Below are 22,719 nucleotides of genomic sequence, written 5' to 3' on the forward strand. Positions count from 1 at the left end.
TCGACGATCCGACGTCGCGCTACGTGCTGATCGCCGAGGCTCGCGCGCTGGCGACCGAAGCGGCCGACTTCGCGACCTTGCGCGAAGCGCTCAGGCAGTTGCTCGACGAGTTCGAAGTCGACGCGACGACGACCCGCCTCGACGCTTGGAACGCGCTCGTCAAGCGCCCGCGCGTCGACACGGCGACGATGCAACAATTGGCGAACGAAGCGACGAGCCTCTTCGACCAAGCGACCGTCGACGCGAAGTTCGACGACGGGAAGCGCTACGGCGAGTTCGCGCTCGCCGTGACCCGCCGCTTGCCGAATGCGGCGGCCGGCGCGAAGCTCATCACCGAGAAGAACGCCGCGCTCGCCGCGCGACAAAAAGAATGGCCCGCGCTCGCGGCGTTGGCCGAGAAGCTGAAGACCGCGCCCGACGACGCCGAGGCGAACCTCGCGCTCGCCCGCTACCTGGCGCTCGCGGCCGAAGATTGGCCGGCCGCGTTCCCGCGCTACGCCAAGAGCGGCGACGAAACGCTCGCCGGACTCGGCGCGAAGAGCGTCAAGGCCTTGGAAAACACGGCGGCTCAGAGCGCCGCCGGCGACGCCTGGTGGGACGCCGCGCAAGCCGCCCTGAACATCGACCTCTCGGCCGTGCCGGCCGGCGGTGCGATGCCCAACCGCACCTTCGGCGAACCCGCGACGACATCGACCAACTCAACATCGAACCCGACCACGAACCCGACCACGAACTCGTCAACCAACTCAAACACGAACAACTCCGGATCCACCGGCGCGAACGTACCTCGCGGCAACGCGCCCGCCCCTGCCGCCGGCGACCAGCGTCAGATCGCGGCCTACTATCAAGCGCTCGGCGGCATGGTCACCGTGAGAGCGCCGGGCACCAACAGCTATCAACAATTATTGTCGACGCAGCGGTTGCCCGACGGCCCGTTCTCGCTTACCACGGTGACGCTGAACGATTTGAAGAACGTGGGAGATAACGAATTGCTCCCGTTGCGAGGTTTGCCGGAGCTGCAGATTTTGGTGCTCAACAATACCTCGGTCTCCTCGCGAGGTTTAGCCGCTCTCAAAGGCTTGCCGATCGCAAGATTGCAGTTGTTACGCCACGCTCAATTCACGGATGAGATCGCTCCGTATTTAGTCGCGCTTCCCAATCTCTCCACGCTGGAGATTCGATACTGCTCCTTCACCGATGCCGGTCTGGCGCAATTGAAGGATTGCAAGAAGTTGGGCAACTTGGAACTTTCCGGTTCGCCGGTCACCGGTGCCGGCTTCTCGCAATTCCCCGATGATTGCAAAATCGGCTCGCTCATGTTGGCGAATACGCCGTTCGACGACGTGGGGATGGCGAACGTGACTCGCTTTCGCGAGATTTATCTGCTGGACGTGCTCGGCACGAAGGTCACCGATCGCGGGACGAGAAACATCCAAAACCTCGAACGCATGGTCACGCTCCGCTTATCGGGCACGAACACTTCGGATGTCACGCTTCGCTTGTTGGAAAAAATGCCGAAGCTGACGCGCATCGATGTCGGCCTAGGCGCAACGCCGGAAGGAGTGCAATCGCTACGAAACGCACTGCCGAAATGCAATGTCCCGAACCCGTAGCACATGCTTGACGGCGGTCGCGTCATATTTATCGCCGACCATACGACGGCGTGAACGCCGCGCACGAACTCAACTTCGAGAGCGCTCCCGCTCCCGGCTGGCTCGATAGCGCGCCCGCGGTGTGGTATTCTCAAACCGGGGGGATTTCATTGCCGCACGAAAGACGTTGCGTGCGAGGCCCCGCTCGGGTCGGTGAAATCGTTCGGCGGATCACACGTTATGCAAGCCACGCTCGAGCCCAGCCGCAGCGGCGATGAATCGTCGTCGCACGGCACTTCCTCGCACGGCACTTCGCGCAGCCTGATCGAGCGTGTGCGCGGCGACGAGCTCGGCGCTTGGGATCGGCTGGTCACCCTCTATGCTCCGCTCGTGGCCTACTGGTGCCGCACGCGCCGGCTGGGCCATGCCGACACGGCCGACGTGTTCCAAGAAGTTTTCCAAGCGGTCGCGCTGCATATCGGCGACTTCCGCCGTGAGCAGAAGCTCGACACGTTTCGCGGCTGGCTGCGCACGATCACGCTGAACAAAGTGAACGACCATTTTCGGAAGCTGCAGCGCGAGCCGCAGGGAATCGGCGGGAGCGAAGCGCAGCAACGGCTGACGTCGCTCCCCGCCCCGTCGGAGCGCAGCGAAGAGTCGAGCGCCGCAACTCCTCCCGGCAACGAGATTCCCATTGACTCCCCTGCCGAGATCGAGCGCACGTTCGAGCGCAACTTGTTTCGCCGCGGCCTGGATTTGATCCGCTCCGAGTTCGAGCCGCGCACGTGGCAGGCCTTTTGGATGACGGCCGTCGACGGACGCGCCACGGCCGACGTCGCCGCCGATTTAGCAATGACTTCCGGAGCCGTAAGGGTCGCCAAATCACGCGTCCTGCATCGCCTGAGAACCGAACTGGGAGACTTGCGGAAATAAACCGAAGGCCGACGCCGGACGCTGTAACGACCTTCCGTCTTCTATCTTAATGGGCCCCAGCGGACCAACGGTCGCGGCGGCTCGTCACGTGAGAACGATTGGGAACGTCACATCGAGATATCGAGGACATGAATTCGACTACGTGCCCGGACGCCGCCGAACTGTCGCGCTTCGCGATCGGGGATCTCCCCGTCGCGTCGTTGAACGGCGTCGCCGAGCACATCGAGCAGTGCGACCTCTGCCGAGGCGTGCTCGAATCGCTCGAAGAAACCGACGACCCACTCGTTTCCGGCTTGCGCGACGTCGACGATTCGACGCTGCCGGCCGAGGGGTTGCGTGCGCAATGGATCGCCGCGGCCATGTCGGTTCGCAGGACGGGCGGAGTCGGCATGTCGCGCTCGGCCGACGGCGCCATGCGGTTCGGCAAGTTCGAGCTGCTCGAAGAGTTGGGCTGCGGCTCGTTCGGCCATGTATTTCGCGCGCGCGATACGGAGCTCGACCGGACGGTCGCGATCAAAATTCTTCGCGCCGGCGAGTTCGCCGACGAGCACGACGTCGAGCGATTGCTGCGCGAAGCGCGCAGCGCCGCGCAATTGAAACATGCGGGCATCGTCGCGTTGTTCGACATCGGTCAGACGGCGGACGGAGCCTATTTTCTGGTCGAAGAGTTCATCGAAGGGACGACGCTGGCCGCTTGCATGGCGCACCAGCGGTACGACGTCCAGCGCTCGGTTCGGCTGGCGGCGGATGTCGCCGATGCTTTGGACTACGCCCATCATCAAGGGATCATCCATCGCGATATCAAGCCGTCGAACATCATGCTCGATCTCGAAGGTCGGTCGCATCTGATGGACTTCGGCCTCGCCAAGCGCGAAGGAGATGAAACGGCGATGACGCTCGACGGCCAAGTGCTCGGCACGCCGGCGTATATGTCGCCGGAGCAGGCCCGCGGGGAGTCTCGCAGCGTCGATGCACGGAGCGATATCTACAGCCTCGGCGTAGTGCTGTATGAACTGCTGACCGGCGAGCGACCGTTTCGGGGCAATCGACGGATGCTCCTGCTGCACGTCTTGGAAGACGAGCCGCGCCCCTTGCGGCAACTGAACGACAAAGTTCCTCGCGACTTGGAGACGGTCTGTCTGAAGGCGATGGCGAAGTCGCCGAGCCGGCGCTACGCCACGGCCGCCGAATTCGCCGCAGACCTGCGCCGCTGGTCGCGCGGCGAATCGATTCAGGCTCGTCCGATCGGAGCTCATCAACGCTTGTGGCTCTGGTGTCGCCGCAACCCGATGCCGGCGAGCCTATTGGTGGCCGTGACGTTAGGTTCGGCGTTCGGCTTTTGGCATCTGTCGCGGTTGTCGGAGTATCTGGTGCGATCGACCGCGCTGGAGAGCGTGAAGCAGCAGGCCGAGATGCTGGAAGAAATCGACAAGATGTACACGACCGAGGTCGTCGAGCGTCTCGCGCCGTTGAAAATCGAGATCACGCATGATTATCGTACGAAATCGTCGACGGCGATTCCGCTGCCGGCGACGTTGAACATCGACCTCGGGCAGCGCGTCAGCGAGAAGAGCGCGTCGGGCATGCAGGTCCGGCTCTACAGCGACCACCCGTTCAAGTCGCGCGCCGGCGGGGGTCCGAAGGATGATTTCGAGCGTTACGCCCTCACGGCCTTGGCGGCAGACTCGAGCCAACCGATCGACCGCTTCGAGACCTACCAGGGGCGCCCGTCGTTGCGCTTCGCCAAGGCCCGGCTCATGGCCGAAGGGTGCGTGCGCTGCCACAACCAACACAACGAAAGCACGAAAAAGAACTGGAAAGCGGGAGAACTGGGGGGCGTTTTGGAGATTATTCGCCCGCTCGATCAAGACATCGCCCGCACACACGCCGGCCTGCGGGGAACCTTCATCCTCGTCGCGTCGATTTCCGGCTCTTTGCTGACTCTTTCCGCTTTGGTCGCCTGGTTGCGTAATCGAGCCAGAAAGCTCACCGGCACCGGTTAAACGCGTATCTACGGCCCTTTCTCGTACTTGTGTAACGCGCGTCCGTTAAGCTATACGTCGGCTATTTTTGCGACCGCGCAGTCGCCGACGATTCGCCTCGCTCTCCCCTTCCCGACGTCGAACCGGCCGCTACCGGCCGCCACGATCCGACGCCCCATCCGCTTGGAGAAAATCATGAGCCATCGAAATCGACGTGCGTTCTTAGCCGACGTAGGGTCCGGCATGCTCGCCGCCAGCATCGGCTCCGGCTTGGCCCTCGATATGGGCCTGGCTCGGGCCGACACGAGCGACGTTAAAGAGCGTTTGACGTTCGGCGCGTTCGAGCCGCTGGTCACGCTGATGCAAGAAACGCCGGCCGACAAGCTGCTGCCGCAATTGATCACCCGCCTGAAAGCGGGAACCGATTTGCAAACGCTCGTCGCGGCCGGAGCATTCGCCAACGCGCGCACCTTCGGCGGGCAAGACTACATCGGCTACCACACGTTCATGGCTCTCGCGCCGGCTCTTGATATGTCGCGCGAATTGCCTGAAGCGCAGCGCCCGTTGCCGGTGTTGAAGGTGCTGTATCGCAATACGTCGCGGATGCAGGCTCAAGGGGGCTGCAAGCACGAGAACATGCATCCGGTCGAAGCGTCGACCCTTCCGGCCGGCAAGCCCGGCGGCGAGTTGCTGCAAGATCTCGTCCGCCGCCAAGACGAGAAGGGGGCCGAGTCGGCCTTCGCGGCCATGGTCAAGGCGTCGCCCGGCGAGGCCTATCAACATCTGCAATACGAAATCGAAGACGAAGTCGACGTGCATCGCGTCGTCCTCTCGTGGCGCGCTTGGGCCATGCTCGATCTCGTCGGCCAAGAATATGCCCACACGATGCTGCGGCAATCGGTTCGCTTTTGTTTGCAGAACGAGCGCAACATCGTCGATCAGAAACGCCCCGTGTCCGCCATTCGCACGCAGCTGCCGAAACTGTTCGATCAATACAAGCTCCTCAGCAAGCCGCTGGGAACGCGCTCGGTCGACGATGCGTGGATCGACGACTTCAGCAAGCTCGTCTACTCGGCGCCGCGCGAAAAGGCCGCCGATGCCGTAGCCGCGGCGCTCGCCGACGGCATCTCGACCGATTGCATCGGCGAAGCCCTCGCGCTAGCCGCCAATCGCTTAGTGCTCCACGATCCGGGCCGGCGTCAAGCGCAGCCCGACAAGCCGATCGGCAGCGTTCACGGCGATTCCGTCGGCGTGCATGCTTCGGATTCCGCCAACGCCTGGCGCAACATTTCGCGCGTCGGCAACCAGCGTACGGCGGCGGCGAGCCTGATCGTCGGCGCGTTCCACACGGCGGGCCAAAGCGGCGGGCTCAATAAAGACCCGTATCCGCTTGCCGAGCAGATGCAGAAGATCTCGGCTTCGAATCCCGAGACGCTGCTGAACGAATTGGATGCCGCGGTCCGAGCGAACGATCAAGCTCAAGCCTGTGCGCTCGCGATGCAATATAGCGCTACCGGCGGACCATCGCGACGAATCTTCGATGTCTTATTGAAGTTCGCCACGAGCGAAGATGGCGCTTTGCATGCGGAGAAATACTACCGCACCGTGAGCGAAGAGCATGGTCGCATGCGTCCCGCCTTCCGCGCCCGACAACTCGCCGCACTGGCTCGCGTCACGGCGAGCGAATACGGCAAGACGGCCGCAGGCTACGCGCAAGCCAAAGACCTGCTCAAGGTTTAAGTTTGTCGAAGCGAAGCAGTTCGCATAAAGATTTTTCAGGAATCCCCGTCGCAAGTTGCGACGGGGATTCCTTTTTTTTGACACCAATCCGCATCGCAGGCACGACTTCCAAACATGCACGCAGGCGCATCTGTGCCACAAAATAAACGGCGAGCTTCGACGTCGATAGTTGTTCGGCAAGTTTCCGACCGACTAGAATGGCCGCGCCCACCGCACCGCCCCACCTGCCGCGCCCTGCGGCCCACGGAGATCTACCATGAGGATCACGATTCTTTCGCTGATTGCTTGGAGTGTGTCGGCATTCTTAAGCGTGGCCCAGAGCGCCGAGAAAGAGAAAGTAAGTGCCGACGAGCAAGCGGTGATCGACGCTCTCGCCCGCTCGGTGCCCGGCGACACGATCGTCGTCAAACCGGGCTTCTACCGAGGGGGCTGGAAGCTCAAAGCCGGCCTGCCCGACAAGCCGATCACGCTGAAAGCCGAGCGGGCGGGGCGAGTCTTCATCGGTTCGGTAGAAACGCACGTCGGGTTCGAGCCGGTCGCCGGGGCCGTCTATAGTTTCTCGAAGCCGTTTACGGCGGCGCCGCCTAAGATGCGCGAGCTCGACACAGCCAAAGACATGCGCTGGATGGCGACGCCGATGGATGTCGAAGAAGTAGTCGGCTCTTATTGCTTCGATGAAGAAACGAAGCGGCTCTACATCCATCCGACGGACAGCGCCGGCGTCGAACATCATACCTACGCCACGATCTCGACGACCAACGGCATCACGCTCGCGGATCATACCGTCGTCGATGGTTTCGTGATGAGCGGCTTCGGCAGCGCGGCCCTGTTTGCACCGAACGGAACCGGGGTCGTCGTGCAAAACTGCAAGCTCTATCGCAACGGTTCCGCAATCTCGTTGGGCAAGGCGAAGAACTGCGTGGTTCGCAACAACGAATGCTGGGAAAACTCTCCCGACTATTCGCAGTCGGCTCAGATCTACATGCAGGACGGCACCGAGGGAACGCTCGTCGAAGGGAATTTCGTACACCACGGCTTCAGCCACACCGGCATCTTCATCTACGGCGAGAATCGCAACAACACCTACCGTCGCAATATCGTCTGGGGTGCCCAAGGCCTCGCGATCAAAGGGCGCGACAACTCCGGCGACGTCAGCGAATACAACGTCACCGACGGCTTCGTCGCCACGCTCGGCATGCGCTCGAACACGGGCTACCGTTCCGACGACGCGCTCGGCAGACCCGACGCGGGAAGCGATCTATTGGCCAAAGATCTTCCCGCCGATCCGAAGTATGCCGACCCCGCTTGGGCCGATTGTCGGTTGCAGTCGGATAGCCCCGCGCGGGGCAAGGCCCGCGACGGCAAAGACCTCGGCGCGTTGCCGTATCAGGGAGACGTGCTCTTCGTAAAGCCGGACGGCAACGACGCCGCCGCGGGCACGAGCGTCGTCGATGCTTGGCGCACGCTCGCACACGCCACGAAGACGCTCCAAGCCGGGCAGACGCTTTACATCTTGCCCGGCCACTACGCGGAGCCGCTCGTCTTGCGCGACAAGCAGGCCGCGGCGGGACGAAAAACGCTTGTCCGCGTGCATGGAAAAGCCCGCGCCACGGTCCAGCGAATCGAGATCCAGGGCTGCACGTCTTTGGAAGTGGCGCATGTCGCCGTGCAAGGTTCGGCAGGGCCCGGCGTTCGCATCGCCGTCTCGCAACGACTCAAGCTGCTCTCCGGATCGAGCTATCTCAATCAAGGGGCGGGAGTCGAGGTCGTCGATTGCCGCGAAGTGTCGCTCGAGCGCTGCGCGCTGTGGAAGAACGACGTCGGGCTCAGCGTAGCGCGCAGCGACGACGTCGAACTGGTCTCGTCGTTGGTCGGAGAGAACCGGCAAGCGCAGGTCGTCTTAGGGCCCGACGTGAAGAACTACTTCGGCGAATTCAATGCTTACCGCGGCGCGACCTTGGGACAAGCGTCGAACGAGCGAGCCTCGGATATTGCCGGCTGGCGCAAGCTCTCCGGGCAAGAGACGCATTCGCTCGAGCTCACCGACAAACTTGCCGGGCCCGAGCAGGGAGACTTTCGGGTCGCGGCAGGAACGGCGCTGATGACCGCCGGCCTGTACGAATCGCCGATCGGCCCTCAAAGCGGATTCGTCGCGCGCACGACGACGCGCCGCCGGATCGAGCGGGTCGAGGTCGTTTCCGTAACGCGAACGAGCGCCAACTTGCTGTGGTACACGCCGGGAAGAATGGCCGGAACGGCGCTCCAATGGGGCCTAACGAAGAGCTACGGAGAAACCCATGACCGGTCTCCCTCGACGAGCGGCGAATACGAGTTGGTGCATACGGTCAGCCTCGTCGGCTTGCAGCCGAACACCACGTATCATTTTCGGCCCGGATCGAAAGACAACCTCGCGGATGAAACCGAGATCGCCTGGGACGACCGAGACTACACCTTCACGACGGCGACGACCGATCCCGAGCCGCGGCAACTTTTCGTCGCCACGCAAGGGAGCGATGCCCACGACGGCCTGACCCCGCAGACGGCATGGAAGACGCTCCATAAAGCGGCTCGCGAGGCCCGTGCCGGCGATACCGTGACGATTGCGCCGGGCAGATACGTCGAGCTCTTGCGTCCGTTGCAAACCGGCACGAGCGACGAGCGGCGCATCACCTTTCGCGCCGAGAAACCATTGAGCGTTTTTCTGGAAGGAGGGCTGATCAAGTTCGTCCGCACCGGCCGTCCACACGACGTGCAGCTGCACACGAAAGCCTTCATCACGATCGAAAATCTGACGGGCATGTTTTGCAGCGAAGGGCTCGACTACGGCGGCTACCGCGGCGGTTGGGGATACGCGGGCATCTTCCGAGTTTCCGGCGGCTGCATGAACGAATTCAAGGGCTGCGTGGCCGATGCGCGCTATCGCTGGATGAGCGGCTTCGTCTTCTTCGACGCCGGAATCATGCCCGGCATGCCCGAGCCGAAGTATGCGGGCCGGATCAGCGACAGCGCCACGTTGGCCTGTTGGCGCGGAGTGCAAGGCATCGTGCAGCGTGCGCCGTTGATCTTAGACCACAACGTCTACTACGTGAGCCTGACGGGTATGTACTCGATCAACGGCGGCGAGAAATGGATTTCGCGCAGCTGCATCTATCAAGACTTGGTCGGGCAGAAACGGAGCGGCGCCTACCCGCTCTATTGGACACCGCAAGTCTACGACTCCGATTACGCCTGCTTCGCCTGGATGCCGCAGAGCGGTAAGTACATCGCCAAGCACGAGGGGAAGGAATTGAACGGCCTCGAAGCTTGGCAAACGGGAGCGAAGCGCGATCTTCACAGCATCGAATACACTCCCGACTACGGACTAACTCCGCTCGAACAACCGCTGGGCTTCAATCTCCGCCCGCTGACGATCGAAGACTTTATCTTGCCCCGAAGCAGCCCGCTGCGCGGTCAAGGTGAACACGGCTCCGACATCGGCGTACGGTGGGAGAAGTTTCTCGCGAAATAATCTCCGAACGCCCTGCAACGAACGCGGCGCCCTCGCAATCGTGAAGCGGAGCGCATAAAAAAACCCTCGCAGTCTCACCGGCGAGGGTTTTTTCCGAAGGCAAAAAGCCCCCGAGTCTCATAAGAAAAATAGCATGCGCGGCGGCGCATGCAAAAGGATTTGCCGTACGCAAACCCGCACCAACGCCAACGGAAGAAAACGGACCAAGAGTTTTTTTACGCGTCCGCCAGCCGGTATCCGACCCCCTGCTCCGTGAGCAGGTAGCGGGGCTGCGTCGAATCGGCTTCGACCTTTCGCCGCAGGCCGGCCATGAACACCCGGAGATAGTTCACCTCCGACGAATGCTCGGGCCCCCAGACTTGCCGCAAGAGAAACAAATGCGTCAGCACTTTGCCGGCGTGTTGCGCCATGAGAGACAACAGCCGATATTCCGTCGGCGTCAAACGTATGTCGCGCGCGCCGACCACGACGCGCCGCGTCGTAAAATCGACCGTCAGCTCGCCGACTTGATAGCGCCCCTGCGGCCCATCGTCGGCCGTCGCGATGGCCGTGCGGCGGAGCATTGCGCGAATTCGAGCCAGCAACTCGGGTACCCCGAACGGCTTCGTCAAATAGTCGTCGGCCCCGGCATTGAAGGCGTCGACCTTCTCCTGCTCCCGACCGATCGCCGACAACACGATCACTGGAATGCGCGACCAGGCCCGCAACTCCGCAAGTACCTGCTGACCTGAAATTCCCGGCAGCCCGAGATCGAGAATGATCAACGTAGGCGGGCGTTGAGCCGCCGCAGTAAGCGCTTCTTGGCCGGTGCCGACCGCTTCCACATCGTAGCCCGAACCTTCGAGTGTCGTGATCAAGAAACGTCGAATCGCTTGCTCATCGTCGACTACTAAAACCGTCGGCCGCTCACTAGACATCATCCACCAACCTCCGACGGCATTCCCGAAGCATTCGTAAGCGGGTGACTCAAATCATGCACCACGGCGTTTTCCTCCGACGACAACGGATCCGAATTTAGACTCGTCGAGCTTTGCAACGGTAGCTTGATACGAAACAACGCTCCGCCCCCTTCTCTGTTATGCGCCGAGATCGTGCCGCCATGCGCGACGACGATCGCTTGGCAGACCGTCAGGCCGAGACCGCTGCCGAATTGTTCCTGTCGTCGATCCGGCGCTCGATAGAACTTCTCGAACACGCGCGACTCTTCGCCCGGGGGCAAGCCCGAGCCCCGATCCGCGACGTCGAGCCGCAATTGCCCGGCTTCGATCTGCGCCGAGATCTCGATCGGAGCATTGTTAGGCACATACTTGTGGGCGTTGTCGAGCAGATTGAAGAGCACCTGTTGAAACAAGATGTCGTCCATCGGTATCATCGGCAGATCTTCGGCGATCCGCGTCTCGACGCGTCGCTCGCGCATCACGTCTCGCATGCGCAGCAACGTCGACCCGACGACCTCTTCCAGAACGTGCTGCTGCTTGCCGACCTTAAACGCGCCCGACTCGATGCGGGTCATGTTCAGCAAGTTGTCGACGATGCGCGCCAACCGATCGGCATTTTCGAAGATCGTCTGACAAAGCTCCCGCCGCGATTGCCCGGAGAGCTCCACTTCGGCATCGAGCATGCTGCTGCTCGCCCCGGCGATTACGGCCAACGGCGTTCGCAGATCGTGCGACACGCAGCTCAAGAGGGCCGCTCGCATCCGTTCGCTCTCGGCATCGTTTTGCGCCGTCTGCACCTGATGCGAAAGGCGATCGCGCTCCAGCGCACCGGTTAATTGTCCGGCAAGGGTGGTGAGCATGTGCTGCTGTTCGGGCGTGAACTCATGACGTTCTTCCGCAGGTTGGATCGCGAGCACGCCGATCGCCTTCTTCGCGAAGATCAGCGGCAGGAACAACGCGGTCACGTTCGGGCTCGTATGCGTCCCCAGGCCGGAAGCATGGCCCGCCTCGAACGCCACGTTCGCCGCCGTCCATTCGCGCGAGCGAAACGTCGTCGCCAACGGCACCGGCGGGATCGCGCGAAAGCCACGCCCGAAATCGGGCAACAGCACCACGGCCGTTCCCCCGACCAAGTTCTGAATATGCTTCACCGCGGCGCGCGACAACTGTTCGCTTCCGTTCAAGTCGGCCAATTCTCGGCTCAATCGATAAAGCGACTCGAAGCGCTCGGCGCTTTGCTTCGCCATGCCTGTCTGATGCAACACTTGCGAAGTGAGGCCGCTGATGACGAGCCCGATGATCGACAGCACGACCAGCGTGAACAATTGCTGCATATCGGCGACGGCGAAATTCCAGAGCGGCGCCATGAAGAAGAAGGCGAGCGTTCCGGCCGTTACGGCCGACGCCAGAATGCTCGGGCCGGCCCCGTAGCGCACGGCGACGAAGACCACGCCGAGCAGGAAGATGAGCAAGCCGTTGGTCAGCGACAGGCCGAAGTTCTCGAGCCCTCGCGCCATGAAGCCGCACACGGCCACGACCAGCGGAGCGTAGATATAGCCGGCGTATTTATGATTTCGCCGGCCTTGGCTCAACCGCTGTCCCAACGGATGGGGAGGTTGCGAATCGAATTCGCTGAAGCCTTGCATAGCTGTTTTCGTCTAAGATCGACTAGGAGAAGGACCCTATCAATAGCGCAGGGGCCGCGAAACTTGTAAAGCATCCTTAACTCAATTTTAAGATAAATTCACACGCTGCGGCAGCTTCGCTTTCACTTATGTGCTTTGACCGAGACGCTTCCGATCACGTGTACTTCGATCGGTTACGCTGTGCGTTTTCCGGGTTGAGAGAACCTTTTTAGTTCTCGAAAAGCTTGCAGCCGGCGAGGGAGGAGACGAGAATCTGCCGGATGGTTCGCCTGCCGCCGCATCGCTCGTCCACCCCGCCTTCCTGCGAGAATCCTGCCCATGTTTTTCCGCACATCTTTCGTTGCATTCGCGACTCGTTCCTCGCTCCGTCCGCTGCTGCTCGGCCTGGTGCTGGGGAATGCCGTCGAGCTGCGTGCCGCAGACACGAAGGGAATTCCTGCCGAACAGCGGGCGGCTAAGGTTCGTGCCGATCTTAAAAACCCTGACGTCGAAGTGCGCCGCGCGGCGATCAAGACGTTGACGCATTCGGACATCTCGCGGGTGCTGCTACCGGAAATCCACGCCGCGCTGGACGACTCGGACGGCGAAGTACGCTCGTGGGCCGCGACGGTCTCCGGTCCGGAAGGGGAAGCCGCGCTGCCGTTGGTGCCGCAGTTGATCGTGCAGTTGTCCGACGACGCGGCGAAAATCGCGCGCGAAACGGCGGCCCGTGCGCTGGGGCGCATCGGCCGGGCCGTGCCGACGGAGCGGCGTGCAGTTCCGGCGTTGGAGAAAGCGTCGCAAAAGGATACCGACTCCGTGACGCGCGTCGTCGCCTTAGGGGCGCTGGCGATGATGGATCCCGATAATGCGGCGCGCGTGACGGCGATCGACGTTTACCTTACGCACGACGATCCGCTTACTCGGATGAAGGCGGCGCATGCCCTCGGCCAACTCGGCGACCGGGCGAAAGCTTCGGCTCCGGCCATTGCGAAGGCCCTCGAGCAAGCGACCGAGACCCATCAACGGGGTTACTTAGCGCGGGCCCTCGGTCAAGCCGGCGACCCGGCATGGCTGCCGACTCTCTACGCGGAGTTGGCGAAGGAGACGAGCCCCGAGGCATCGGGAGAGATGCGCGGAGCCATTCAGCGGCTCGGCGGCAAAGTGCCTCCGGCTACGAAGAAATAACGGAAGCGATGACGACAGGCCGTGTTACTGATTCCATTCGCAGATGTAATATCCGCGATGGTAGTCGGCTTGGTCGCCCCACTTTAGCAGCATCGAGACGGGACCGTTGAGGTAGATCGCGATGTAGAACTCCGTCGCGCTTTGGCCTTCCGCTTGACTCCAATCGAAAAACGTCACGGGGCTTCCGTCGGTCCAAACGTACTTGCCGTTCGCCGCTTGATCGGTAGCGCCGATCCAAACGAACACGTCGTTTTGGCCTTCCGTTTCTTTGAAGATGAGCGACTTGATGAAGTCGTTTTCCTGACTCGTCTCGACATGCACCAGATGCCCGCCGAGCGCCTCGCAGCGCGCCTTCGCTTCGATCCAACTGATCTTCTCGTCCTTAAACATCTTGTACCAGTGGCCGGCGAAGAAGAGATCGACGTCGAGCGGGCGGCGGCGCGTGAAGAGCAAGCCCGCCGTCTTTCGTTGCTGCTCGAACTGCACGATCCGCGGCTGAACCCGATTGCGAATCGCCGGCGGCAGCTTCGCTAGCGCCGGGCGGATCCACGCTACGGCGTGTTCTTGCCAGATGAGCTTCGGGAACGGCGAGGCTTTGTCCTTCTCTTTTTCACCGACGCTCCACCACGCTTCGCCGAGTTCGGCTTGCGCGTCGGCGTTGAGCGGCGCGGCGAGTTCCTTCGTCGCGGCTGTTTGCAAGAGCTCGTCGCCCGACCGACTCAGGTTCTTCAAGCCGGCGGGCCAATCTCCGCGGACCAAACACAAGTAGCGCCCCAAGGCCAAGTTCGCCGCTGCATCGTTCGGCTCGAAGTTCAACGTCGTGCGGGCCTCCTGCGCGGCCGTCCACAACGGGAGCCACTCCTTCATCTCGGTTTCGCGAGCTTTGTATTCCTTCGTCAGCGCCGGATCGCGCACTTTCAAAGCGAAGGCCGCGCCGGCGGCGAGCACGGCATCGGCCACGTCGTAATGCTCGGTCGTCATCTGTTCGTCGACGACGCCGAGGAACGACAACCCCAGCTCCTTGCGCTCGGCGGGGGTTTTCGCAGCGCTGGAGATTCCTTCGATCGCGGTTTTGATCGTCGCCGATAAGTCGATCTCGAACTGCCGACGCCAAGCCGCGGCGACGCGGAGCGCCAGCTGCAAATCGCGCGCGTCGGTCGCCAACTGCATCGCGGTCTCGAAGTAGGCATACTTATCCTCGGCGCCGGCCGAGGCCGAGGCCGAGCGGACGAACTCTTCCGCGAGCTTCGTGCGCAAGTCGAAATTCGTGGCTCCCGCCAATTGATCTTTATGAGTCGCCTTTAACTTTTCCAGCGCCAACGGCTGAGCCGCCGTCGGCGGCACGGGCAATCGCGCTGGGGCGTTCGCCGGCGGCGGAGGCGTAGTCGCCGCTGGAGTTGTCGCTGGAATCGCGGGAGTCGTCGCCGTAGGAATCGGAGCCGCCGGTGCAGCCGCAACGGCCGGAGTTGCCGCGGGGGTCACGGGGGCCATCGGTGTGGAAACGGTCGATGCGGGCACAATCGGCGTAGGCGTCGGCGCGGCGGTCGCTTTCAAGATCGGTGCGGTAAAGAGAGGCGCCGTTGCACTCGGAGCGGCCGCGGTTGGCGACGGTTGAGGCGTCGCAATCGATGGCGTTACCACTTGCGCTACGGGCTCGACCGGCTTCGGTTTCGGAACCGGTTTTGACGCGCTCGGCACCGGCACGGCGAGCGCCACCTCGTTGTTTACGGCGGCGTTTTCGCCTTTGTCGCGCAGCATGAGCCACACGCCGGCTAAGAGCGCCAAAACCCCCACGCCAGCGCCGATCAGAATCGGCCCGTTCTTTTTAGCCGGCGCCTTAGCGAGCTCTTTCGCAGGCTTCGCTCGGGCCTTGGCACTGGTGTCGACATCGGCGCGGAAATTCGCCATCGTCGCCGCAGCCATCGTGGCTTGAGAGCCGCTCTTCACATCCAGCGCGAGCTTACCGCCGGTGTCGCCCCCTTGCTGCCAAGCTTCGATCGCGGCCACGACTTCGCCGGCGTTCTGGTATCGATCTTCGGAGTTCTTCGCCACCATCTTTCGATAGATCCGGTCGAACTCGACAGGGACATCGCTCCGCTTCTCGCTGAGCGACGGGATCGGCGCGTTCATGTGGGCCAAGATCTTCTTGACGACCGTATCTCCCTCGAACATGCTCTCGGCCGTCAACATCCGATACAACGAACAACCGAGGCTGTAGATATCGCTCCGCGCATCGGCATGCCGCGTGTCCTTGGCTTGCTCGGGCGACATATAATCGACCGTTCCCATCACGGTGCCGGTGTTCGTCAATTGCTGGTCGGCTAAGGTCGCGTCGTCGAAGCGCGCTAGGCCCATGTCGAGTATTTTAACGACCCCCTTCTTGTCCAACAGCAAGTTGCCGGGCTTGATGTCTCGATGCACGACCCCTTCGCCGTGCGCATAAGCCAAGCCGCGGGCCGCTTGCAAGACGACGTCGGCCGCTTGCGCGAGCGGCAACGGGCCCGACGCCTTGACCAGCGCCGACAAGTCTTGTCCCTCGACATATTCCATCACCAAATACCACGTATCGCGCTGCATTCCGGCGTCGTTCGCATGCACGATGTTCGGGTGCGAGAGCTTCGCGGCGGCTTCGACTTCGCGCCGAAATCGCTTCACCGACGCCTCGTCTTTCGTCACCGCGGCCGGCAGCAGCTTGATGGCGACGAGTCGCTTCAGGTGACGATGCTGCGCCTTGAACACCTGCCCCATTCCGCCGGCGCCGATCTTCGCCAACAACGCATAGTCGCCGATGACGAGCGGGCCATTGCCGCCGCTCAGCAACTCTTGAGCTTGGTACTTGCTGAGCGAATTGCGCTCGACCATGAGCTTGGCGAACGCTTGGGCATCTTTAGGTCGCTCACTTCCCAAAGCCCCCCACAGGCTTTTCACTTCGTCGGCCGTCATCAGGCCCGAAGCGACGAGAGCTTTACCGAATTGGTCGGGTGTCTGTAACACGAGTGGCTCCGATGAAGAAGGGAGAGCCTCATGATACAGACCGGTAGAGGGGATGGGAATAATCGACGAACGGGGCGGAAGCCGGTCGATAAAATCCCGATTGGCGGGCCTAAAGCGAAGTCCGCTGGGCGAGCGCTTCATCGCTCGCGGGGCGATACGCTGCGTAGTTTTCGCGGTGGACGTTCCAGATCCCGCGGAGCCGATAGTAGATCCCACGCCATTCGATGCGCCGCACGCGCACCAACGACCAAACGACGGCTCCGTACACGATCTGCGTGACGACGAGCAACGTGAAGACGATCTTCAACAGTTTCACCGGCGGAATCTTGGGGGGCGATTCTCCTCGTAGTCGCACGATCCGCCGCACGGCCGTCTCGAGCGCGGGAAGCACCAGCGCCATCGACGCGAGAAACACGACGAAGATGCTGCCGACCGTGCGCGCCGCGGCATAGTCGCCGCGCGCGAGCGCGACCACGATCGTCGTCGCGGCCACGACGTAGAACGCCGAGCTGGTGAGCCCATGCAGCCAGATCGCCCAGGCTTGCGAATGGTAATTCGAGATCAGCATTTGCCGCCGACAGAAGCGAAAGAAGCTGAGCATGCCGATCGATTCGCGATTCACCATCAAGAGCGAAGGGACGAACCGCAGCTTCAACCCGACTTTGCGCAGCGTGTCGTACAGCATCGTGTCTTCGCAGAGCGCGTGCCGCATCCGTTCGCGATATCCGGAGTCGCGGACGAAGGAAGCTCGCAGCGCGACGGACCCGCCCCAGGCAATGCCGTGCCAAAACATCGGCACTACCGCTCCGGCGTTCCATTGATAACGGACCAGCGAACCCCAGCCGGAATCCTCGGGCATATACCAACGATTGCCCGTCGTGGCGCCGATGCGGCGGTCGCTCAGCGGCGCGACCAGCTCGCGCAGCCAGGTGCGATGCGGCTCGACGTCGGCATCGATCGTAGCCGTGAACTCGACCTCGGGCCCGAGGCTTTCATACGCCTGAATCAACGAGGCGTTCTTCAGCGAACAGGTCTCGGGCCGGTCGCGCAGCTCTTCGATTCGGACGCTGCGCGCGGTCGTTCGACCACTCAAGCGCGCCACCATCTCATGCACCGGCTGCCAAGCGGGATCATCGCGATGATCGACGACGATCACGACTTCGAAGTTCGGATAGTCTTGCGTAAGGATGCCGCTCAAGGAGCGTTCGAGAAACGGATCGGCGCCGCGCAAACATAAGATAATCGCGGCCCGACCGCAGTCGGCATCCGGCGCAGGGCGAATCCGTGCGGCGAGCAAACGGATCGTGAAGCCGATGCCGACGGAGAATTGCAGGCAGGCGAGCCCAAGGCCGATGTAGACGAGCCAGGGAACGAAATGCTCAATCATTATTCTCTGTCATCATTCTCTGTCATCGCATTCCGTTCACGGCACTAGCGAGCGGAAGAATTCGTCGTCGGCATCCCCGCCGCAGCGAGATTCACGGAAGGATACGGCACGGCGAGGATCGGAGCCCCGCGGCGCTTGCCCCATTTGTCGTTTTCGCCGAACTGAATGAAGCGATGAATCATCGCCTCGTCGATCGCCGGCGACGGCATATCGGCGGTGAACTTCAACAAGTTCGTGATGTCGAACGTCGGGTCCGACGTGAGATACGGTTCGTAGATCGCGACCTGGGCGTAGCTCTCGCGCTCGAAGTCCGACATATCTTCCGGAGCCTTGCCGCAATACTCGACGCCGGCCGTGTTGTAGTACGAGCTCACGTAATCGACGAGCTCGCGCAGCTTCGTCGGCTTTTGCGGAGCCAGATGGTAGGTGCCGCCGTGGGCCGCCGGGTTCAAGAACAAGCGGGTCATCGCCGCCGAAACCCAATCGACCGGAACGATGTTGCGAAGCTCGTTGCCGGTGCAATTCCAACGGAGCGAAAACCGGCGAACTCCGTCGGCGTCGGGCTCTTTGTCTTGAACGACCAGCGCGATGATGCGGAGGTACAGATAGATGCCGTGATACGTGCTGGTGTACGCCGTCACTGAGTCGCCGGCGACGACCGCCGGCCGGTAAATGGTCAGCTGGTCGAGGAAGTCGGCGTTGCGAACCGCGGTCTCGGAGAGGAGCTTGCTCTCTTCGTAGTCGTTGCGGAAGCCTTGCCCGCAGTTCAACTCATGCTCGAAGATCCGGCCGGTTCGGTTGCCCGAGACGTAGGCGGTCGAGACGTAGTGCCAATCGCGCAGGCCGACGTTGCGGCAGAACTTCAGCATGTTCTCGGTGCCGCGGAGGTTCGTGCGCCACGGTTCCCCTTCGCGATCGGAACCATGGAACTCGAGCACGGCCGCGTTGTGCATCACCCGGTCGCAATGCTCGGCGACCCACTTGCGCGACTCGGAGCTGAGGCCGAGACCCGTTTCGGTGACTTCGCCGGAGACGACATGCGGGCGCGGGAGCGTGCAATGAAGTTGCTTCTCCCACAGCTTGATGATGTCGTCGATTCGCTTCTCGGCCGATTGCTTCTTCGAGGGACGTGCTAGCACGCAGAGTTGCTTGCCGGCCAAAAGTAGGTCTTTGATGAGATAGCGACCGATGAGTCCGGTGCCGCCGGTCAGCAAAATACTTTTCTCAGACGAATGCGTCATTTCGGCAAACCTCGTAAGCAGCGCACGCCCTAGCCCCCTCAAAATACGAGGTTGAACATTAACCTCTTCGGGCGCGTCAGGCTAGTGTTATCTTCGGCCGACAATCCGAAAAACGCCAACCTAGTACCGGTTTTTTGCCGTTATTCGCGTTGCTTCCCATCCGGAGGAGCTAGCTCGCGCCGAAGCACGCCATTTCGATCGCAACGCCAATGGTAGGAAGAATTTAGAGAAAGTTTCGCCCACACTCTTCCATCGGCGACGGAAAGGGTGTCGCCGGGCTTCGCCACATGGCGAAAATACGCCTCAAACACCCTATGTGCAGGGGGCTGCGGCACATTGAGCGCGTCCCAATAGGGCCCTTCGATGCCGTTCATTTGGTACGGTGACTCCCCATCGGCAGGATAAAAGATGGCGGTAGGGACATTGGCTGAATAGAGACAATGGCTGAGATAGGCATCGAGCTTGCCGAAGTAAAAAAGCACCGGCGATAAAAATAATATCACCGCCGGCACTACTCCCTTCATTCCACATTGCCGGCAGTCATTGCGCAGCGGCTCGCGCCAGCCACCGATCAACACGAACGCCACGATCGCGATCGCGCAGTTCCAACCCCAGACGGAAGTGTTCCAACCGTTCATGTGCTGCAACAGCGCGACGATCCCGAAGTGCATCATCAGCGCGAGCGCGGCGACATACTTGCGCAGCCGAGGCACCCACACGGCGAGCCCCATCCCCATTTCGATCGCCGCGATCGTGCTGCCGAAGAGTCCCGAATAGTCGGCGAGGTTCGGCCAATCGGCAACCGGCGCGATCCCTTCCCACAGCCACGGCGCAACCTGCTCGTAGTAACCGGGACTCAGCAGCTTATGCAAACCGGAAAAAAACCAGAGCGACGCGAGATGCGAACGGGCCAAGAGCCGCGCGGCCGGTTGTCGCCAAGTGCCTAGCATCAACAGCGCGAACGAAAACAACTGCGGCTGCATCCGAGTCTGATCGGCGACCAGCGATACGGCCGCGATCGCAACATAGGCCGACCACCCAACGCGCGGCCAAGCCACCGAAGCCGCGACCGCCGCAAATAAAGCCATGCCGTAATAATCGAAGCGAGCAATCGCCGACGGCAGCTCGACGAGCGGCAAGAGCGGCGGCACGGCGTGCGCCGTCCAGAGCGGGCGCGTCACCCAGATCGTCCAGCCGAACATCGCCACGATCCAAAGCCGCAAACCATACGCAACCCAGGGGGCGTCCGCGATCCCGTTCAGGCCGAATCTGCCGCCGGCAGCTTTCGGCGGTGGTGAATCCGCTGAATCGTAGCGCTCGTTCTCCGCCCGCTTTCGGTCGTGCGATTTTTCCGATTTGCCGGCGTCGTTACGTGAGGGACGTTTAGCCACGCTCGTCTCGCCTGCGTTTACGGACTCAGGGGCTCGGCGGCGGGAGTTTCGGGCTTCGGCGTCACGACCTTCGCTCGCGGCCCTTTCGCCGAGCGTTTCGCTCCGCCGGCGACCTCGAACTCGACCGCCTGCCCGACGACGAGCTTCTTAAAACCGTGCGCGGCTAGCGCCGAGTGATGAAAGAAGACATCCGGCGCGTCGGGCACGGCCAGGAATCCGTAGCCACGATCGACGACGAGTAATTTCACGGTTCCGCTAAGCACGAGCGCAGGGCCTCTTCGAAGAAACGCGTGGAAAGGAATGTTTAACGGCGGCCCGTCAATCTATCCGCTTACGAGCCTCAGCGGCAAGCGTTACCATAGTCGGACTTCTCGGGAAGATTCGCGTCTCGTTGGTTTCGGGAGATTCTACCATGCCGGCTTTTGCCGATCGGTTGTCGGATGCATGTCGCAAGTTAGCCAGTCCCGTGGTCGTCGGGCTCGATCCTCGTTTCGAGCAACTCCCCGCTCCGCTCACCGCGGGAATCGACCCGAAGAACCGCCGAGCGGTCGCCGGCGCCTACGCGAAGTTCGGCTGCGAGATCATCGACGTCGTGGCGAAACTCGTCCCGGCCGTGAAACCGCAAATGGCGTTTTACGAGCAACTCGGCCTAGAAGGGATGCAAGCGCTGATGCAGATCGTCGACCACGCTCGCCAAGCGGGCTTGCTCGTCATTCTCGACGGCAAGCGCAACGACATCGGCACCACGGCCGAAGCGTATGCCGATGGCCTGCTCGGTGCCGATAGCCCCTGGGGAGGCGACGCGCTGACGGTGAGCCCGTACCTCGGCAACGATAGCCTCGAACCATTCGTGAAGACTGCCGTAGCGCGCGACGCGGGCTTGTTCGTGTTGGTGAAAACATCGAACCCGGGGAGCGGGCAGTTTCAAGATCGAGAGATCGACCAGTCGAGGCATCAAGGCGGACTCGACTTGCCGAAAACACTTTATGCACTCGTTGCAGCTGAGGTCGAACGGATGTCGGCCGAAACGAAAACCGCCTCCGGCTACGGAGCGGTCGGCGCAGTCGTCGGGGCGACGTATCCGCAACAGCTGACCGAGCTACGCAGCGCGATGCCGCATACGATTTTCCTGGTGCCCGGCTACGGCAGCCAAGGAGGAACGGCAAGGGACTGCGCCCCGGCCTTCGACGCCGCAGGACTCGGCGCCGTGGTGAACAACTCGCGCGGCATCATCTTCGCGCATAGCCGCAAACCGTACGCCGAGAAATTCGGCGCGGCGAATTGGCAACGCGCCGTCGAAGCAGCCACGACGGCAATGAACGACGAACTGAGGGCCGAGACGACCGTCGGCAAACTGAAACCCTAGCGACGTCTCCGAGGCGAGCGGCCGGTGTGAACCGGCCGTTAGGAGCGCAAGAAGATTCGGACTTCGAGAGCGATCCAAGGAAACGGCCGGTTTACACCGGCCGCTCGCCCCAGATTGGTGAGTTCGATACGCAACGAGCCGCTTAGCTCTCTTCGCCCGAGCGGAGCCAAGGGGTGATCGTCGGCGTGCTTGCGACGATTTCATTCTGCTTGAAGTACAGCGCGATCTCGCGGGCCGAAGCTTCCTGGCCGTCGGAGGCGTGAACCAAGTTCATTTGTCGGCTCGAGCTGAAGTCGCCGCGGATCGTGCCGGAGGCGGCCTTCAGGCCGTTTGTTGCGCCGAGCATGTCGCGGACGACCCGAATCACTTCCAAGCCTTCGAGCACCGCGGCCACGACCGGCCCGCCGGTGATGAACGCTTCCAAGGTCGGATACCAACCCTTGGCGACGTGCTCGGCGTAGTGTTGCTTCGCCAGGTCGGGCGTGATGTGCATCAGCTTCATCGCGACGACGTTCAGACCCTTATCTTCGAAACGGCTGAGGATCCGGCCGACGAGGCGTCGCTCCACACAGTCGGGCTTGAACAAGATGAGCGTACGTTCCATGGACCGAAATCTCCGGCGCTAAAGTCGAATAGATATATGAGTAATTAGGCGGCATTTTAGGGGCCGCCGCGATTTTGCTCAAGGCTAGGGAGCAGGCATTCGCCCTCAATTACCGACCGGTCGGTATCGGTCGCGCAATTGCGCCATGCTCATCAACTCTTTGATCTTAATGTTCCGAAATTCGAACTGCCCGCCGAGCGTCACTTCCGACTGCAACCCGATGTACCCTT

General features: G+C 62.0%; 15 protein-coding genes. 7 read left to right on the forward strand and 8 right to left on the reverse strand.

Features of this window, described 5'->3' with window-relative positions; translation table 11 throughout:
- The 5 genes from K8U03_14415 to K8U03_14435 all read left to right on the forward strand — a co-directional run.
- Window positions 1-1,613: hypothetical protein (locus K8U03_14415; GenBank protein ID MCE9606087.1), on the forward strand; the 1,613-nt coding region annotated here is incomplete at its 5' end.
- Between the two features lie 219 nt (window positions 1,614-1,832).
- On the forward strand, window positions 1,833-2,525 hold the full coding sequence (locus K8U03_14420; protein MCE9606088.1) for a sigma-70 family RNA polymerase sigma factor: 693 nt from the start codon (window positions 1,833-1,835) through the stop codon (window positions 2,523-2,525).
- 128 nt (window positions 2,526-2,653) lie between these two features.
- Entirely contained in the window at window positions 2,654-4,528 is a 1,875-nt protein-coding gene (locus K8U03_14425) for a protein kinase (protein MCE9606089.1), read from the forward strand.
- 174 nt (window positions 4,529-4,702) lie between these two features.
- Window positions 4,703-6,247: a hypothetical protein gene (locus K8U03_14430; GenBank protein ID MCE9606090.1), complete on the forward strand. Its 1,545-nt coding sequence runs from the start codon at window positions 4,703-4,705 to the stop codon at window positions 6,245-6,247.
- Window positions 6,248-6,503: 256 nt separating this feature from the next.
- Window positions 6,504-9,755 carry a right-handed parallel beta-helix repeat-containing protein gene (locus tag K8U03_14435; GenBank protein MCE9606091.1) on the forward strand — a complete coding sequence of 1,084 codons (3,252 nt, stop codon included), beginning with the start codon at window positions 6,504-6,506 and terminating at the stop codon, window positions 9,753-9,755.
- 215 nt (window positions 9,756-9,970) lie between these two features.
- Here the strand turns inward: K8U03_14435 and K8U03_14440 are convergent, their stop codons facing one another.
- Both K8U03_14440 and K8U03_14445 read right to left on the reverse strand, forming a co-directional pair.
- The gene (locus tag K8U03_14440; GenBank protein ID MCE9606092.1) at window positions 9,971-10,672 is read right to left on the reverse strand and encodes a response regulator transcription factor; all 702 of its coding nucleotides are present in this window, start codon (window positions 10,670-10,672) and stop codon (window positions 9,971-9,973) included.
- Window positions 10,672-12,339 (reverse strand): DUF4118 domain-containing protein, encoded by a 1,668-nt coding sequence (locus tag K8U03_14445; GenBank protein ID MCE9606093.1) that lies wholly within the window; start codon window positions 12,337-12,339, stop codon window positions 10,672-10,674. The genes K8U03_14440 and K8U03_14445 overlap by 1 nt, the downstream gene beginning before the upstream one ends.
- A gap of 318 nt (window positions 12,340-12,657) precedes the next feature.
- Here K8U03_14445 and K8U03_14450 point away from each other — a divergent pair, with 318 nt between their 5' ends.
- Entirely contained in the window at window positions 12,658-13,506 is an 849-nt protein-coding gene (locus K8U03_14450) for a HEAT repeat domain-containing protein (protein MCE9606094.1), read from the forward strand.
- A gap of 24 nt (window positions 13,507-13,530) precedes the next feature.
- Here the strand turns inward: K8U03_14450 and K8U03_14455 are convergent, their stop codons facing one another.
- The 5 genes from K8U03_14455 to K8U03_14475 form a co-directional block, all read right to left on the reverse strand.
- Window positions 13,531-16,500, reverse strand: a complete 2,970-nt coding sequence (locus K8U03_14455) for a protein kinase (protein MCE9606095.1) — start codon at window positions 16,498-16,500, stop codon at window positions 13,531-13,533.
- A gap of 109 nt (window positions 16,501-16,609) precedes the next feature.
- Window positions 16,610-17,887: a glycosyltransferase family 2 protein gene (locus K8U03_14460; protein ID MCE9606096.1), complete on the reverse strand. Its 1,278-nt coding sequence runs from the start codon at window positions 17,885-17,887 to the stop codon at window positions 16,610-16,612.
- Between the two features lie 44 nt (window positions 17,888-17,931).
- A complete protein-coding gene (locus K8U03_14465) occupies window positions 17,932-19,128 on the reverse strand; it encodes an SDR family oxidoreductase (GenBank protein MCE9606097.1) in 1,197 nt (398 codons plus the stop codon).
- Window positions 19,129-19,268: 140 nt separating this feature from the next.
- On the reverse strand, window positions 19,269-20,519 hold the full coding sequence (locus K8U03_14470) for a hypothetical protein (GenBank protein ID MCE9606098.1): 1,251 nt from the start codon (window positions 20,517-20,519) through the stop codon (window positions 19,269-19,271).
- A 17-nt stretch (window positions 20,520-20,536) separates the two neighbouring features.
- A complete protein-coding gene (locus K8U03_14475; protein MCE9606099.1) occupies window positions 20,537-20,782 on the reverse strand; it encodes a cold shock domain-containing protein in 246 nt (81 codons plus the stop codon).
- A 149-nt stretch (window positions 20,783-20,931) separates the two neighbouring features.
- Between K8U03_14475 and pyrF the strand changes: the two genes are divergently transcribed.
- Window positions 20,932-21,885 carry an orotidine-5'-phosphate decarboxylase gene (pyrF, locus tag K8U03_14480; GenBank protein ID MCE9606100.1) on the forward strand — a complete coding sequence of 318 codons (954 nt, stop codon included), beginning with the start codon at window positions 20,932-20,934 and terminating at the stop codon, window positions 21,883-21,885.
- A 142-nt stretch (window positions 21,886-22,027) separates the two neighbouring features.
- Here pyrF and ndk read toward each other — a convergent pair whose 3' ends face one another.
- Window positions 22,028-22,489: a nucleoside-diphosphate kinase gene (gene ndk, locus K8U03_14485; protein ID MCE9606101.1), complete on the reverse strand. Its 462-nt coding sequence runs from the start codon at window positions 22,487-22,489 to the stop codon at window positions 22,028-22,030.
- Window positions 22,490-22,719: the final 230 nt, after the last annotated feature.

The sequence above is a fragment of the Planctomycetia bacterium genome, assembly GCA_021413845.1.
Taxonomy (GTDB): Bacteria; Planctomycetota; Planctomycetia; order Pirellulales; family PNKZ01; genus PNKZ01.